Consider the following 14,929-nt stretch of genomic DNA (forward strand, 5'->3'; position numbering starts at 1 on the left):
TAACAGGTATATATGATGAATCCAATATTAAAAGTGCGTAATTTATCTAAACAATTCAAAATTCCTAAAGGTTTTCTGGGGCATTTGCGTATTGATGCAGTTAAACCATTGTCGTTTTCACTTAGTGAAGGTAAGACGTTGGCCATTATTGGACAAAATGGCTCAGGAAAGTCAACTGTAGCAAAAATGTTAGTCGGTATGTTGAAACCTGATAGCGGTGATATCTGGATTGATGGTAATAAAGTTGAATATGGTGATTATAGTTACCGTTGCCAACTTATCCGTATGATATTTCAACATGTAGAGAGCTCATTTGATCCAAGATTACGTATTGGACAATTGTTAGAAATCCCGTTGAAACACAATACTAAATATAATGCCCAAGAACGTGAAAAGTTAATTAATGACGTCTTAAAACAAGTTGGATTATTACCTGAACATGCTTCTTATTATCCTTCGGTAATGGCAGCAGGGCAAAAACAACGAGTCGCACTAGCTCGAGCATTAATTTTAAAGCCTAAAGTGATAATTTTAGATGAAGCTTTAGCTGCGCTAGATATTTCAATGCGATCACAAATAGTCAATTTAATGTTGTCACTGCAAGCTGAGCAAAATATTTCTTATGTTTACGTTACTCAAGATATAGGAATGATGAAACATATCAGCGATGAAATTTTAGTAATGCATAAGGGAGAACTGGTTGAATATGGTAATACGGCTGAAGTATTAGCTTCACCATTAAGTGACATTACCCAAAAATTAATTAATAGCTATTTTGGCGAAGCATTAACCGCCGATACTTGGCGTACTGATACTCGTACTTTCTAAGTTTTAATATTCCCATCAACGTTTTCACTTTGAAGACCATTTAAGCATTATTTACTATTAAAATTTCTAGTATACTGATTTTTTTGAATCTTATTGCTTAATAAAAATCTCGACAAATTTTATAAAACCCACTATATTTAGCTATGTAGATATCTAGACGTCTATTTTAATTATAAAAAATAAATCATTGCTTTAGGAGCTGTTGTTATGCCTATTTGTATCCCAGACTCATTGCCTGCTGTAGATGTGTTACGCAATGAAAATGTCTTTATTATGACTTCATCGCGTGCTAAAAATCAAGAAATTCGAGCACTTAAGCTTCTCTTCCTTAATTTAATGCCTAAAAAAATAGAGACTGAAAATCAATTTTTTCGGTTATTATCAAATTCCCCTTTACAAGTGAATATTCAATTATTGCGTATTGATCAACGTGAATCAAAAAATACACCAATGGAACATTTGAGAAGCTTTTATTGTGATTTTGATGATATTCGACATCAAAATTTTGATGGGCTTATTATAACTGGAGCACCACTAGGTAAAGTGCCTTTTTCTGATGTAGTTTATTGGTCTAAATTAGCTGAAATTATTACTTGGGCAAAAGAACATGTAACTTCAACAATGTTTGTTTGTTGGGCTGTACAGGCTGCTTTGAAAGTCTTATATGATTTACCAAAATTTACTCGCAGCCAGAAATTATCAGGTGTTTATCAACATCAAATTATTCAGCCGAATGCGATTTTATCACGAGGATTTGATGATACTTTTTTAGCACCTCATTCACGTAATGCTGATTTTCCCAAAGATAAAATTATAAATTACACCGATTTAACAATTTTAGCTGAGTCCGATATAACAGGGCCTTATCTAATGACAACAACAGATAAACGTATGGCATTTGTAACAGGACACCCAGAATACGACTCTTACACCTTAGCCAATGAATATTTTCGCGATATTAACGCTGGGATTAATCCGAATATTCCAGAAAATTATTTTCCAGATAATAATCCAAATCTGCCCCCGAAAGCTACATGGCGTAGCCATGCCTATTTACTATTTAGTAATTGGCTTAACTATTATGTCTATCAATTAACACCATTTGATTTAAAAACACGTAATATGACGGTTGATGATTAAAAAAAGCAAATATATAAACCCTATTGGTATATAGAAGTAAATAATATTAATTATGGAAAATAAGCAAAAAATTTGTTCTTAAAAAAGTATAACGCATGCTTTTCACATGGTTTAATGAAAAAACAAATCATACAATAGATAAATGTAATCCAAAAACATTAATATTTTTTAAATCCATTACTGATATTAGTAATATAAGAAATAAGAAAAGATCAATGAAATGTTATAAATTAATTAAATAAAAGAATGGTAACAAATGCAACAATCGGTTTTAAAAGTCAGTTAGCTAACTATAATTTTATTGATTTAACTAAAATGTAATTACAAGAATCTGATTCTAAAAAAGCTCATTTTGATTATAGTACAGCTCAAGATGAAGCAATTGAGTGTTGCATTACTTAACCAATTCAACGTTAATTGATCTATGAAACACGTGAGAAGTTATGTGTATATTATCGCTATAATCTATGATATAACTATCATTCCCCAAGCTCTAAAAAAGCGCTCCTTATAGATTGAGCGCTATTACTAAAAAATCACTTACCTTTTATTTAAAGTGGTTATCTCACGAAATAAACTTAACAATACAACCAGAAAATAAAATCCCACACTAATTAATAATATGTGAAATACGTGAATAAGAACTGTTTTTTATTGATAAATAAAACTGGATAGAATTTAGTGTAGAAATGTACAGATAAATCCTTTACATATTTCATAGTGAAGTCGTTTATCAAGGTCTATAAGTAGAAGCATCATAAGCATAAAAGAGCACGCTTACTCGGAACGAATTAGATAAATAGATCCCTTAGAGTTAGTAACGTGACAATTTTGGCTTAAGAAAAAGGAATTGTGTCTTAAATATACTTAGCTAAATATGTGCCTTATCTTGGTCCTATTATCTTTGATGATTTTGAGAATCTGACAAAATATATTGAAGATAGTAAAAAAAGGGATTGAAATGATATCAATTTAAAAAACAAAAGATAAAATCCTTATCTTGCATCATGTTAGGCATAGTTATATTATGGGCAGCAGTGCTATATTAATTAAGGAATTAGATATGTTAAAGTCAATTGATCCAACTACCACTTCTTCTTGGCAATCTCTTCAGGCTAGTTATGAAAAGCATCATGAAAAAACCATTGCCCAAATTTTAAAAGATGAACCTAAGCGTGTTGAAAAACTGAGCATTCCTTTTGAAGATGAGTTTTTGGTTGATTTGTCAAAAAATAGAGTGACGCAAGAAACTTTAGAATTGCTTTACAAACTTGCTGATGAATGTGATTTAAATGGCGCCATTAACGCCATGTATAGCGGTGAAAAAATTAATCGTACAGAAAATCGTGCTGTATTGCATGTTGCGTTGCGTAATACTTCAAATACCCCGATTTATGTCGATGGTAAGAATGTAATGGATGAGGTTAACACCGTACTTGCTAAAATGGATTCGTTTAGTAAAAAGATCATTAGTGGAGAATGGAAAGGTTATACGGGTAAAGCAATTACGGACGTAGTTAATATTGGTATTGGTGGTTCAGATCTTGGTCCTCATATGATCACCGAAGCATTACGCCCTTATAAAAATCATCTAACAATGCATTTTGTTTCGAATGTCGATGGTACTCATATTGTAGAAGCGCTTAAAGATCTAAACCCTGAAACCACTTTATTTTTAGTGGCATCTAAAACGTTTACCACCCAAGAAACCATGACAAATGCGCAGACTGCTCGTAAGTGGTTACTGGATGCAGCCAAAGAGGATAAAGCCATTGCTTTACATTTTGTTGCGCTTTCAACCAATGTTAAAGAGGTCGAAAAATTTGGTATTGATACCACCAATATGTTTGAATTTTGGGACTGGGTTGGTGGTCGCTATTCATCTTGGTCTGCAATTGGCTTATCAATTGTTCTATCAATTGGTTTTGAAAATTTTAAAAAGTTTTTAGCTGGAGGTCATGCTATGGATAAACATTTCCAGAGCGCGTCAATCGAGAAAAATATTCCAGCATTACTTGCGTTAATTGGTCTTTGGTACAACAATTTTTGTGGAGCAGAAACTGAAGCGATTTTACCGTATGATCAATATATGCACCGTTTTGCCGCTTATTTCCAACAAGGAAATATGGAATCAAATGGTAAGCGTGTTGATCGCAATGGTCAAAAAACGACTTATACAACTGGTCCAATTATTTGGGGGGAACCTGGTACTAATGGTCAACACGCATTTTATCAATTAATTCATCAGGGTACTAAATTAATTCCATGTGACTTTATTGCACCAGCAATTAGCCATAACCCAGTAAGTGATCACCACCCGAAATTGTTATCAAACTTTTTTGCACAGACAGAAGCTTTAGCATTTGGTAAAACTGCACAGCAAGTTGAGCAAGAATTTATTGCAGCAGGTAAAACACTTGATGAAGTTAAGTCTATAGTACCATTTAAAGTTTTTGAGGGTAATAAACCAACTAATTCAATCTTAGTGAAGAAAATAACACCTTATACACTTGGTGCATTAGTCGCTATGTATGAACATAAGATCTTTACTCAAGGTATTATTCTTAATATTTTTAGTTTTGATCAATGGGGTGTAGAACTTGGTAAACAGTTAGCAGGACGTATTTTACCCGAATTATCGGATGATAAGCCAGTTAATTCTCATGATGAGTCTACCAATAACTTAATTAACCAATATAAAAAGTGGCGTTAAGAAGTTTAAGAAATTAAACATGTTTATAAAAAACCTTCAGTTTAAACTGAAGGTTTTTTTTAAGTAAATTAAATAAAAAGATTATTTTTTTACTCGCATTATTGGCGTTTTACCTGCTTCAACCGATCCAGAAAGTTTTGTTAATTCTAATACTGTTTCCATATTAGAAATAACTACTGGTGTTAACACTGATTTAGCTTTACTCTCAAGTAATGGCAGATCGATTTCAATAATAGTATCGCCTACTTTTACTTGTTGACCTTCTTCAGCAATTCGCTTAAAGCCTTCACCTTTTAATTCTACTGTGTCAATACCAAAGTGAACAAAAAGCTCAATACCTTCATCTGATTCAATTGCAAAAGCATGATTGGTTTCGAAAATTTTACCAATTTTACCATTTAAAGGTGCAACAATTTTATTACCAGAGGGCTTAATTGCAACACCGTCACCAACGATTTTTTCAGCAAAAACCACATCTGGTACATCTTCGATTTTGACAATTTCGCCACTTAAAGGTGCAATAATTTCGATGCTATTTTTATTATCATCGGATACTAATTGCTTAATTTTATCGAATAGACCCATCATTGTCTCCTAACAAATTTGCTTTTCAGCGGTATAATTTTCAATTAAGTCAATAATTTCTTTAGCTGTTGCTTTTTGTAGAGCTGTATCAGCAAACTTTTTCGCCTCTTCATAATTAGTATTGCGAATCAATTTCTTAATTTTTGGAATTGATACAGCACTCATACTAAATTCATCAAGGCCCATACCTAATAATAAAATTGTTGCCCGTTCGTCACCAGCAAGTTCACCACACATTCCAGTCCATTTACCTTCTTTGTGCGAAGCATCAATAACATTTTTAATCAATGTTAATACAGAAGGTGATAATGGATTGTAAAGATGAGAAATCAATTCATTACCACGGTCAACAGCAAGTGTATATTGTGTTAAGTCATTAGTACCGATACTAAAGAAATCTACTTCTTTGGCTAAATGATGTGCAATCACTGCTGCTGCTGGGGTTTCAATCATTACACCAATTTCGATATTTTTATCGAATGCTTTTCCTTCGGTCGTTAATTGTTCTTTAAGAATATTAATTTCAGATTTTAATATACGAATTTCTTCCACTGAAATAATCATTGGGAACATAATACGTAATTTTCCGAATGCAGATGCACGCAAGATTGCACGTAATTGAGCGTGCAGTACTTCTTTACGATCTAAACAAATACGAATTGCACGCCAGCCTAAAAATGGATTCTCTTCTTTTGGTAAATGCATATAAGGTACATCTTTATCACCACCAATATCCATCGTGCGTACAATCACTGATAAACCATTCGTCGATTCAGCCACTTCTTTATATGCTTTGAATTGTTCTTCCTCATTAGGATAAGCTTCTCGATCCATGAATAAAAATTCTGTACGATATAAACCAACACCCTCATAACCATTGCGTTCTGCGCCAGCAATATCACGCACTGTACCAATATTGCCGCAAATTTCGACTTGGTGTCCATCAAGTGTTACAGCTGGTAAGTCTTTTAATTTTGCAAGTTCTTCTTTATCGGTAATAAATTTTGCTTGGACCTGCTTTAATTTTTCTTGAGTAGTGTGATCTGGATTGATATAGATAGCATTATTAATTGCATCCAAAATAACAAAATCACCTTGTTTGATTTCTTGGGTTGCATTAGACGTACCCACAATAGCAGGAATTTCTAATGAACGAGCCATAATTGACGTATGTGATGTTCGCCCACCTGCGTCAGTAATAAAACCTAATACCATGTCTAAATTCAACTGAGCGGTTTCAGATGGTGTTAAATCTGTTGCTACTAAAATACATGGTTGGTTAATAGCACTCAAATCAACAATTTCAATACCTAAAATATTTTTAAGTAAGCGTTTGCCGATATCGCGAATATCTGCTGCACGCTCTTTTAAATATTCATCATCTAAATTTTCGAGTTCTTTAGCTTGAGTTTCAAAAACAGATTGAACTGCGGCATCAGCGGTAGAATGTTTAGTTTGAATACGTGAAATAACTTCTTGTTCAAGATCTTCATCTTCAAGAAGCATAATATGACCTTCAAAAATTGCTGCTTTATCTTCACCTAATGTAGATTTTGCTCGTTCCATGATTACATGTAATTGCTCACTTGATTTTTCTCGAGCTTCTTTGAAACGTTCAATTTCAGCGTCAATTTTGTTATCAAGAATTTGTCTATTACTAATAACAATAGGCTCTTCTTTTAATAATAGCGCTTTTGCAAAAGCGATACCGGGGGAAACAAGTATACCTGATACCATAAATTTAGTCCTTATTCAATTTTAAAACTGTTCATAGCTAATTTGGAGTTATTATTCTAATTCTGGAATTAGTTTTACAAGATGTTGTACTGCTTCTTTTTCATCTTCGCCTTCAGCTGAAATAGTAATCGTTGTTCCTTGTGTTAAACCTAAAGTTTGTAATTTAAATAAGCTTTTTGCACTTGCACTTTTACCATTTGAAGTAACGGTAATTTCTGCATTGAAATTTTTGGCTTCCTTGACAAATTGCGCCGCAGGACGAGTATGAAGACCATTTGATGCAGTAATTGTTACATCTTGTTTATACATATTATTTTTGCTCCTAAAAATATTTTCTTTTCAGCGACCAATATAAATAAAAACTGCATGAAAGGCTAGTAAGATTTCATAGATCTTTGACATTCATTAAATATTATTAGCCATAATTTATAAAGATAGCTAGATTTTATCAGTATCGGTAAATTCGAGTGATTTTATCACTACAATTTTTAAATTCCACCTGCCCATGGATACCATGTTTGATATTCTCAAAAACGACTTCTTCACTACCGTCAAGTTGTGAAGCTCTAATTTCTTCATGACAGAATGTTTCGAATCGTTGCAGTTCTTGCTCACCATCACCTAATTTATACGCTACAGGTAAATTTTGGCTGGTTACATAAGTGTGTAACTTATCTTGCATATTAAGGATGATCACACCATTATTTGAAATTAATGTACCACAAGAGGTTAATGATATAGCTAAAATTGCATAAAAAGATAGTAGCAGAGGCAATTTCACGATTAATCTTAATAAGTTCAAAATAATTCCTTTATAAAGCTCAGTAACCTGTTTATTATTTATAGCGAGTTTAGAATTATATACTAAAATTGGGGAAAGTGCAGAGATGCATTTTTTGTGATATGACAACATCAAGGTGGAGTAATGACGGAAACTATTAATTATGACGAATTTAATCGTCAATTAGTCCAATGTAAATTAGGGATCACTGCTGCTGAGTTACATGGTTTTATCGTAGGTATTTTAGCTGGAGGAAACCATGATGAGAGCTGGCGTCCTTTAGTTGAAGATATGTTAAATAATGGTCAAACTATTGTTGCACCTTTGAATGAACAAATTACCAAACTTTATCAGTTAACTAAGCAACAACTTTTGGATGAAGATTTTGAATTTCAATTATTTATCAGTGAAAAAGATTTGTACGCACAAATTGATGATTTAGTTGGTTGGGTAAATCATTTTTTGCTTGGTATAGGGTTAGTACAACCCAAAATTAATCGAATCAAAGGAGATGTAGGAGAAGCGATTTATGATCTACGTCAAATTGTTAAATTGGGCTATGATGAACAAGAAGATCAACAAGAGCTTGAGTTTGCGTTTGAAGAAATCAAAGAATATGTGCGTATAACATCAATGTTATGTTTTGATGAATTCAATGAAACTGAAATAACACCAACAATTCATTAAGATTAACTCATAGTAAGTAATCTTAATTAAGGTCGTCATGATGAAAAAAGATATTAAAACAGAAATGATTTTGCGTCGTGAAAAATTGCTTGCGAAAATGATGCCTAATAGTGTAGCTCTTTTTTTTGCTGCTCCTGAAGTAACACGCAGCAATGATACTCATTATCCATATCGACAAAATAGTGATTTTTGGTATTTTACCTTCTTTGCTGAGCCAGAGGCAGTGTTGGCATTGATTAAACAACAAGATAATACTGCTCGGTATGTGTTATTCAATCGAAAAAAGGATCCTTTGGCAGAGACATGGACAGGATATCGTTTAGGTCAGCAAGCTGCATTGAAAACGGTTTTAGTTGATGAATCTTATCTTTTTGATGAAATTGATGCCATATTACCCAATTTATTAAATGGTAAAATCGCAATTTATCATGCTGATCAACTTTATCAGTATGCTGATCAAATTGTCAACCAAGCACAGGTTACTTTAAGACAAGGGATGAGATTAAATTTAGTTGCACCAAGCTCAATCATTGATTGGCGACCAATAGTTCATGAGATGCGGATGTTTAAGTCGGATTTTGAGATGCAACTATTACGTAAGGCATGTAAAATTAGTGCTAAAGCGCACGTTAAAGCGATGCAAATATGTAAGCCTTCTATGTTTGAATATCAATTGGAAGCAGAAATTCACCATGAATTTGCTTGGCATGGTGCGCGCTTCCCATCTTACAACACCATTATAGGTAGTGGTAATAATGGTTGTATTTTGCATTATGATAATAACAATAAGCAATTAAAAGACGGTGATATGGTCTTGATTGATGCGGGTTGTGAATATCAATACTACGCAGGAGATATTACTCGAACATTTCCAATTAATGGCAAATTTAGCCAAGCACAGCGTGAAATTTATGATATTGTTTTGGCTTCTCAATATCAAGCAATTCATCTTCTTAAACCTGGTACATCCATTAAAAATGTTAATGACAAAGTCATACGAACAATGGTAATAGGTTTAGTCAAATTAGGTATTATGCAAGGTGATATAGACAATTTAATTGCCAACAAAGCTTATATGGAATTTTATATGCATGGTTTAGGGCACTGGCTTGGAATTGATGTTCATGATGTTGGTAGTGGAAGGGATCAAATTCTTGAACCTGGAATGGTATTAACTGTCGAACCTGGACTGTATATTAATAAAGATGCCAATGTACCAGATCATTATAAAGGTATTGGCATTCGTATTGAAGATAATATTTTAATTACCGAATCTGGTAATGAAGTTTTAACCGCGGATGTTCCCAAAGAACCTAAACAAATTGAAAAATTGATGTTAAATCATTTATAAAGTATCGCTCACTATTGCCATAACTTTTAAGATAGAGGTTATGGCTTTGTTATTCTTACTTAAGCGACATGCCGTATAACTAGTCTAAACTGATGGATTTATCCCGATTAAAAATAATTTTTATTTTTTGATCTTTCGCTGCAATAGGTTGGTATTTCCACATTTTCATTGCACTAATCACTGATCGATTAAAAATATTATTGGGTTTTGTTTCTATAATCCGAATATTTTCAATACGCCCATTACTGTTTATATCAAACAGTACTATCACATAACCTTCCAATCGCATATCAAGTGCTCGGCGTGGATATTCAGGTTGGTTGCGACTAATTGGTGAAGGATTACCCGAGTATTGACGACTATCAGATATTTGGGGAGCAACAGAAGTATTTGAGATATTTTCAGTAATGACTTCTTGCCTAACTTGTTGACGTGATGCTTTTTGCATCGGACGATGTTTTTTCTTAACCTTATCTTTCTGTTTTACAATAATATCTTTTTCAGTTATTACGGTGGGTTTGTCAGGTCTTTTTTCTGAGATAGGTTCAGGTTTTTCTACTTCTATTTCGTGTTCAATAATTGGTGTCTCTTCAATTGGTTTGTTATCAATAATATCACTATCTTGAATGCCTTGAATATCAGGCGTATTTTCAATTAATGATTGTTTTGGTGCAGCCAGAGAAAGATCAACCATGATAGCTTTAATTGAATTATCACCCTCATCTACAATAATATTTTCTGCAAAAAGCGTAGGACAAAATAATAAAGCAAGTAAACAAAAATGTGACAACATAGAAAAAGATGCATATAAACAATCACCTCTTCGCTTTTTTTTAGCAATGGATTGAGGGATCTTTTCATCACTGATATCTATATCAAAATTAATTTTCATACTAATAAACATTCCTAATCTAAGGTAAGTATTTTAAATGAAAATGCTTATCATTTGTAGTTTTTTTTAAAATATCATATACAACTCTTGTTGCATAAAAATATTTATCAGATAATAGTAAGATTAATATCTATTATTTCTAGCGGTTAGGCTGATGAATAATCCATCAATGAATCAAATACTTGATCTGGTAAAAGATGATTTAGTTAAAGTAAATCAAGCCATACAAGCTGAACTCAGTTCAGATGTGGCTTTGATTAACCAGTTGGGCAATTATATTATTAGCAGTGGGGGAAAGCGTATTCGTCCGGTTATTGCTTTATTAATTGCTAAAGCGCTTAATTATCAAGGTGACAAGCATATTATTACTGCTGCTTTTATTGAATTTATTCATACCGCTACCTTATTGCATGATGATGTGGTAGACGAATCTGATTTAAGACGTGGTAAATCGACTGCAAATGCTTTGTTTGGCAATGCTGCTAGCGTATTAGTGGGTGATTATATTTATACTCGTTCTTTTCAAATGATGGTTCGTACAGAATCGTTTAAGGTTTTGACGATCATGTCGGCAGCAACCAATGTTATTGCTGAAGGAGAAGTACAGCAATTAATTAATTGTAATGATCCTGATATTACTGAAGAACAATATTTAGAAGTTATTTATCGTAAAACAGCACGCCTATTTGAAGCAACTTCGCATTCTGCTGCGGTGTTAGCTGGTGCAAATGAACAACAGGAGTTTGCCCTACAAGAATATGGTAAATATTTAGGTACAGCCTTTCAAATTATTGATGACCTATTGGATTATAATGCTGATAATAATCAAAAATTAGGAAAAAATTTAGGAGATGACCTTAATGAAGGCAAGCCAACATTACCGCTCCTGCACGCTATGCATAACACTAAAAAATCTGAGGATGCCGCATTGATTCGTCGAGCTATAGAACAAGGTAATGGTCGGCATTTATTGGATCGCATTTTACACATTATGGATGAATGTGGTTCGTTTGATTTTACTTTTCAAACTGCTCAAACAGAAGCTCGTAAAGCATACGATGCTATTGCTATTTTGCCTGATTCACCTTATAAACAAGCTTTACAAGATTTAGCCTTATTATCAGTAAAAAGGGAAAATTAATTAATCGTTAATTTAGTAATTTCGGCGTCTATTTTATACTTAAACGTATCGTTTACCTTAAACTTTTGGCTTTAATTAAGTAGACAGTAAGTTCAGTATCTTAAAATAAGGTATTTATTTATGTTTAAAAGATCTTGGCCTGTTTTTTTGATTTTTGTTTCGATGATCTCCATTCAAGGTAGTGCATCAATTGCCAAATATCTTTTCCCCGTATTAGGACCTGAAGGTATGACCGCTTGGCGATTGTGTTTTTCGGCTATAATTTTAATCATTATTTTTAAACCATGGCGAAAATCAATACCTAAACAGGCATTAAAATTCATATTTTTATACGGTATTTCAATTGGTTGTATGAATTTGGCTTTTTATAGTGCTATCGCTAGGGTTCCTTTAGGTATTGCTGTTGCCATTGAATTGACCGGTCCAATAATGGTGGCGATGTGTTCATCGCGCCAACTGTTTGATTTTATTTGGCTAGGTATTGCTGTCATTGGTTTGGCTATGTTATTGCCTATTCATCAAGTATCAGGGAGTTTAGATCCGTTGGGTATTGTATTTGCTTTGTTGGCAGGCAGTTTTTGGGCATGCTATATTTTATTTGGTCGTAAAGCAGGCGCTATTTATGGATCTTCAAGTGTCGCTATTGGGTCGGTAATTGCTTCGTTCTTCTTATTTCCTATTGGTGTATGGCAAAGTGGTAGTGCTATGTTTTCGTTAGATTTACTACCTCTGGTATTTATCGTTTCGTTATTAGCATCGGCTATTCCTTATGGATTAGATATGGTTGCTCTTCCAAAATTGCCAGCTAAAACGTTTAGTACTTTAATGAGTTTATCGCCTGTATTTGCTGCACTTTCAGGTTTAATTGTGTTGAATGAACAATTATCAGGGTATCAGTGGTTAGCCATCGCGTTTATTATTGTTTCATCGATAGGAACTGTATTAACGATGAATCGCCCGATAAAGATTAAATCGATTAAGTCCGGTCACTAAAAAAATTATCGCGCAGTTTTAAGCGCGATAATTTTGAGAGTCGTTATCTAACGTTCAGCTATGATAATTCAAAAAATAAGAAATCAAGCACAGATTTAACGAGGAGGGAATCCCATTCCGCCACCCATTAAACCTTTCATTTGGCGCATCATCTTCATCATGCCACCACCTTTCATTTTTTTCATCATTCTTTGCATATCGTCAAACTGTTTTAAGAGTTTATTCACATCTTGCACTTGGGTTCCTGATCCCATCGCAATTCGACGCTTGCGTGAACCTTTAATGATTTCTGGATTTGCGCGCTCTTTGAGTGTCATTGAGCCGATAATTGCTTCCATTTTGATAGTTATTTTATCATCCATTTGTGCTTTGATATGATCAGGCAGTTGACCAATACCAGGTAATTTTGCCAGCATTGCGCCCATACCACCCATATTGCGCATCTGTTTAAGCTGATCTTGAAAATCATTAAAATCGAATTTATCTCCTTTTTTTAATTTTTTGGCGATTTTTTCTGCTTTCTCACGATCGACATTACTCTGTAATTCCTCAATTAACGAAATCACATCACCCATACCTAAAATACGAGAAGCAATACGATCAGGATAGAATGGTTCTAAAGCATCAGTCTTCTCACCCATTCCTAAAAATTTAATTGATTTGCCAGTAATCTTGCGAATAGAAAGTGCAGCACCACCACGAGCATCACCATCAATTTTAGTTAAAATTATACCAGTAAGCGGTAATGCATCATTAAATGCTTTCGCAGTATTGGCCGCATCTTGACCCGTCATAGCATCTACAACAAATAGGGTTTCAATTGGGTTTATAGCTTGATGAAGAGCCTTGATTTCGTCCATCATGTCATTATCGATATGTAAACGACCTGCGGTATCGACAATAAGTACATCAAAAAATTGCAATTTAGCATGTGAAATGGCTTTATTTACAATATTAATTGGTTTTTCATTAATATCGGATGGAAAAAATTCTACATTAATGGCTTTAGCAAGTGTTTCTAACTGTTTAATTGCCGCTGGTCGATAAACATCGGCTGATACAACCAGTACTTTTTTCTTCTGTTTTTCCTTTAAGAATTTGGCCAGTTTGGCAACACTGGTGGTTTTACCTGCACCTTGTAAACCAGCCATTAAAATTACTGCTGGTGGCTGTGTTGCAAGGTTAAGTGAACTGTTGACTTCTCCCATTGCTGTGGTCAATTCAGCTTGAACAATTTTAATAAACTCTTGGCCTGGTGTTAGGCTTTTATTGACATCTAAACCTACAGCCTTTTCTTTAACTTGATTAATAAATTCACGAACAACAGGTAACGCAACATCGGCTTCAAGTAGAGCCATTCGTACATCACGCAGTGCTTCTTTAATATTATCTTCAGACAGTCGTCCTCGACCACTGATATTGCGAAATGTCTGCGATAAACGGTCGGTTAAATTCTCAAACATATTAACTCTCAATAAATAAAAAAATTTTGATTATCATATCAGAAAATTTTAAGAAGTCCCATGATCATCATTGTGTATTGACTTGACACTAAATTATCTTCCTGTTGAAATGAAAAAAATTAACAAAGGTAAATTACTTATTAAAAGTAATGAAAAAATAGAAGAAATACAAAAGGAGAAAATTGAAAATGGCGAAAGTGATTCAAACCGAAAACGCCCCAGCAGCAATCGGCCCTTATGTTCAGGCAGTCGATTTAGGCAATATGCTATTTGTGTCAGGACAAATTCCCATAATCCCTGAAAGTGGCGAAATGTCAACTTGCGTTAAAGAGCAAGCAAAGCAAAGTTTAGCTAATGTTAAAGCAATCATCACATCGGCCGGTTATCAAGTAAGTAATATAGTAAAAACAACCATTTTTTTAGCTGATATGAATGATTTCGCCGCTGTTAATGCGGTATATGAAGCATTTTTTATAGAAAATAATGCTGGATTCACCGCACGTTCTTGTGTACAAGTTGCTCGTATTCCTAAAGATGCAAAAGTTGAAATAGAAGTCGTTGCTGCTAAATAGTTTTGCTAGTTTGATTAGCACTAAAAAGTGCTAATCTTATCCAAAA

At 33.7% G+C, this 14,929-nt stretch carries 14 protein-coding genes; 8 read left to right on the forward strand and 6 right to left on the reverse strand.

The genetic code is table 11. From position 1 onward, the window contains the following. Window positions 1-12 precede the first annotated feature (12 nt). The 3 genes from J3U13_RS07610 to pgi all read left to right on the forward strand — a co-directional run bounded on the left by J3U13_RS07610 (window position 13) and on the right by pgi (window position 4,681). Window positions 13-828: an ATP-binding cassette domain-containing protein gene (locus tag J3U13_RS07610; protein WP_267341221.1), complete on the forward strand. Its 816-nt coding sequence runs from the start codon at window positions 13-15 to the stop codon at window positions 826-828. A 207-nt stretch (window positions 829-1,035) separates the two neighbouring features. Then, complete coding sequence (gene metA / locus J3U13_RS07615) at window positions 1,036-1,968, forward strand: homoserine O-acetyltransferase MetA (RefSeq protein WP_267341222.1); 933 nt, start codon at window positions 1,036-1,038, stop codon at window positions 1,966-1,968. Between the two features lie 1,063 nt (window positions 1,969-3,031). After that, on the forward strand, window positions 3,032-4,681 hold the full coding sequence (gene pgi / locus J3U13_RS07620; RefSeq protein ID WP_267341223.1) for a glucose-6-phosphate isomerase: 1,650 nt from the start codon (window positions 3,032-3,034) through the stop codon (window positions 4,679-4,681). Window positions 4,682-4,762: 81 nt separating this feature from the next. On the opposite strand, the gene crr is transcribed toward pgi, so the two are convergent. The 4 genes from crr to J3U13_RS07640 form a co-directional block, all read right to left on the reverse strand. Beyond that, on the reverse strand, window positions 4,763-5,266 hold the full coding sequence (gene crr / locus J3U13_RS07625; RefSeq protein WP_267341225.1) for a PTS glucose transporter subunit IIA: 504 nt from the start codon (window positions 5,264-5,266) through the stop codon (window positions 4,763-4,765). Window positions 5,267-5,275: 9 nt separating this feature from the next. Next, entirely contained in the window at window positions 5,276-7,003 is a 1,728-nt protein-coding gene (gene ptsI, locus J3U13_RS07630; RefSeq protein WP_267341227.1) for a phosphoenolpyruvate-protein phosphotransferase PtsI, read from the reverse strand. A gap of 51 nt (window positions 7,004-7,054) precedes the next feature. Then, window positions 7,055-7,312, reverse strand: coding sequence for a phosphocarrier protein Hpr (ptsH, locus tag J3U13_RS07635; protein WP_025316545.1), 258 nt, complete (start codon window positions 7,310-7,312; stop codon window positions 7,055-7,057). 139 nt (window positions 7,313-7,451) lie between these two features. Next, window positions 7,452-7,805 (reverse strand): hypothetical protein, encoded by a 354-nt coding sequence (locus tag J3U13_RS07640; RefSeq protein ID WP_267341229.1) that lies wholly within the window; start codon window positions 7,803-7,805, stop codon window positions 7,452-7,454. Between the two features lie 123 nt (window positions 7,806-7,928). On the opposite strand from J3U13_RS07640, the gene J3U13_RS07645 reads away from it, so the two are divergent. Then, window positions 7,929-8,471 (forward strand): UPF0149 family protein, encoded by a 543-nt coding sequence (locus J3U13_RS07645; protein ID WP_267341230.1) that lies wholly within the window; start codon window positions 7,929-7,931, stop codon window positions 8,469-8,471. 40 nt (window positions 8,472-8,511) lie between these two features. Beyond that, entirely contained in the window at window positions 8,512-9,822 is a 1,311-nt protein-coding gene (pepP, locus tag J3U13_RS07650; RefSeq protein WP_267341232.1) for a Xaa-Pro aminopeptidase, read from the forward strand. Between the two features lie 79 nt (window positions 9,823-9,901). Here the strand turns inward: pepP and J3U13_RS07655 are convergent, their stop codons facing one another. After that, entirely contained in the window at window positions 9,902-10,714 is an 813-nt protein-coding gene (locus J3U13_RS07655) for a TonB family protein (protein WP_267341233.1), read from the reverse strand. A 154-nt stretch (window positions 10,715-10,868) separates the two neighbouring features. Here J3U13_RS07655 and ispB point away from each other — a divergent pair, with 154 nt between their 5' ends. Beyond that, window positions 10,869-11,855 (forward strand): octaprenyl diphosphate synthase, encoded by a 987-nt coding sequence (gene ispB / locus J3U13_RS07660; protein WP_267341234.1) that lies wholly within the window; start codon window positions 10,869-10,871, stop codon window positions 11,853-11,855. A gap of 120 nt (window positions 11,856-11,975) precedes the next feature. Continuing rightward, the gene (locus tag J3U13_RS07665; protein WP_267341235.1) at window positions 11,976-12,848 is read left to right on the forward strand and encodes an EamA family transporter; all 873 of its coding nucleotides are present in this window, start codon (window positions 11,976-11,978) and stop codon (window positions 12,846-12,848) included. Window positions 12,849-12,943: 95 nt separating this feature from the next. Here J3U13_RS07665 and ffh read toward each other — a convergent pair whose 3' ends face one another. Next, window positions 12,944-14,311, reverse strand: a complete 1,368-nt coding sequence (gene ffh / locus J3U13_RS07670; RefSeq protein ID WP_267341236.1) for a signal recognition particle protein — start codon at window positions 14,309-14,311, stop codon at window positions 12,944-12,946. 188 nt (window positions 14,312-14,499) lie between these two features. On the opposite strand from ffh, the gene J3U13_RS07675 reads away from it, so the two are divergent. After that, the gene (locus J3U13_RS07675; protein ID WP_267341238.1) at window positions 14,500-14,883 is read left to right on the forward strand and encodes a Rid family detoxifying hydrolase; all 384 of its coding nucleotides are present in this window, start codon (window positions 14,500-14,502) and stop codon (window positions 14,881-14,883) included. Window positions 14,884-14,929: the final 46 nt, after the last annotated feature.

It is taken from the genome of Gilliamella sp. B2887, assembly GCF_026537015.1.
Lineage (GTDB): Bacteria > Pseudomonadota > Gammaproteobacteria > Enterobacterales > Orbaceae > Gilliamella.

What these genes read in the sequence shown, in the direction of transcription:
- J3U13_RS07610 (WP_267341221.1), top strand. Translation starts at nt 13, where the DNA reads ATGATGAATCCAATATTAAAAGTGCGTAATTTATCTAAACAATTCAAA.
- metA (WP_267341222.1), top strand. Translation starts at nt 1,036, where the DNA reads ATGCCTATTTGTATCCCAGACTCATTGCCTGCTGTAGATGTGTTACGC.
- pgi (WP_267341223.1), top strand. Translation starts at nt 3,032, where the DNA reads ATGTTAAAGTCAATTGATCCAACTACCACTTCTTCTTGGCAATCTCTT.
- crr (WP_267341225.1), bottom strand. Translation starts at nt 5,266, where the DNA reads ATGGGTCTATTCGATAAAATTAAGCAATTAGTATCCGATGATAATAAA.
- ptsI (WP_267341227.1), bottom strand. Translation starts at nt 7,003, where the DNA reads ATGGTATCAGGTATACTTGTTTCCCCCGGTATCGCTTTTGCAAAAGCG.
- ptsH (WP_025316545.1), bottom strand. Translation starts at nt 7,312, where the DNA reads ATGTATAAACAAGATGTAACAATTACTGCATCAAATGGTCTTCATACT.
- J3U13_RS07645 (WP_267341230.1), top strand. Translation starts at nt 7,929, where the DNA reads ATGACGGAAACTATTAATTATGACGAATTTAATCGTCAATTAGTCCAA.
- pepP (WP_267341232.1), top strand. Translation starts at nt 8,512, where the DNA reads ATGAAAAAAGATATTAAAACAGAAATGATTTTGCGTCGTGAAAAATTG.
- J3U13_RS07655 (WP_267341233.1), bottom strand. Translation starts at nt 10,714, where the DNA reads ATGAAAATTAATTTTGATATAGATATCAGTGATGAAAAGATCCCTCAA.
- ispB (WP_267341234.1), top strand. Translation starts at nt 10,869, where the DNA reads ATGAATAATCCATCAATGAATCAAATACTTGATCTGGTAAAAGATGAT.
- J3U13_RS07665 (WP_267341235.1), top strand. Translation starts at nt 11,976, where the DNA reads ATGTTTAAAAGATCTTGGCCTGTTTTTTTGATTTTTGTTTCGATGATC.
- ffh (WP_267341236.1), bottom strand. Translation starts at nt 14,311, where the DNA reads ATGTTTGAGAATTTAACCGACCGTTTATCGCAGACATTTCGCAATATC.
- J3U13_RS07675 (WP_267341238.1), top strand. Translation starts at nt 14,500, where the DNA reads ATGGCGAAAGTGATTCAAACCGAAAACGCCCCAGCAGCAATCGGCCCT.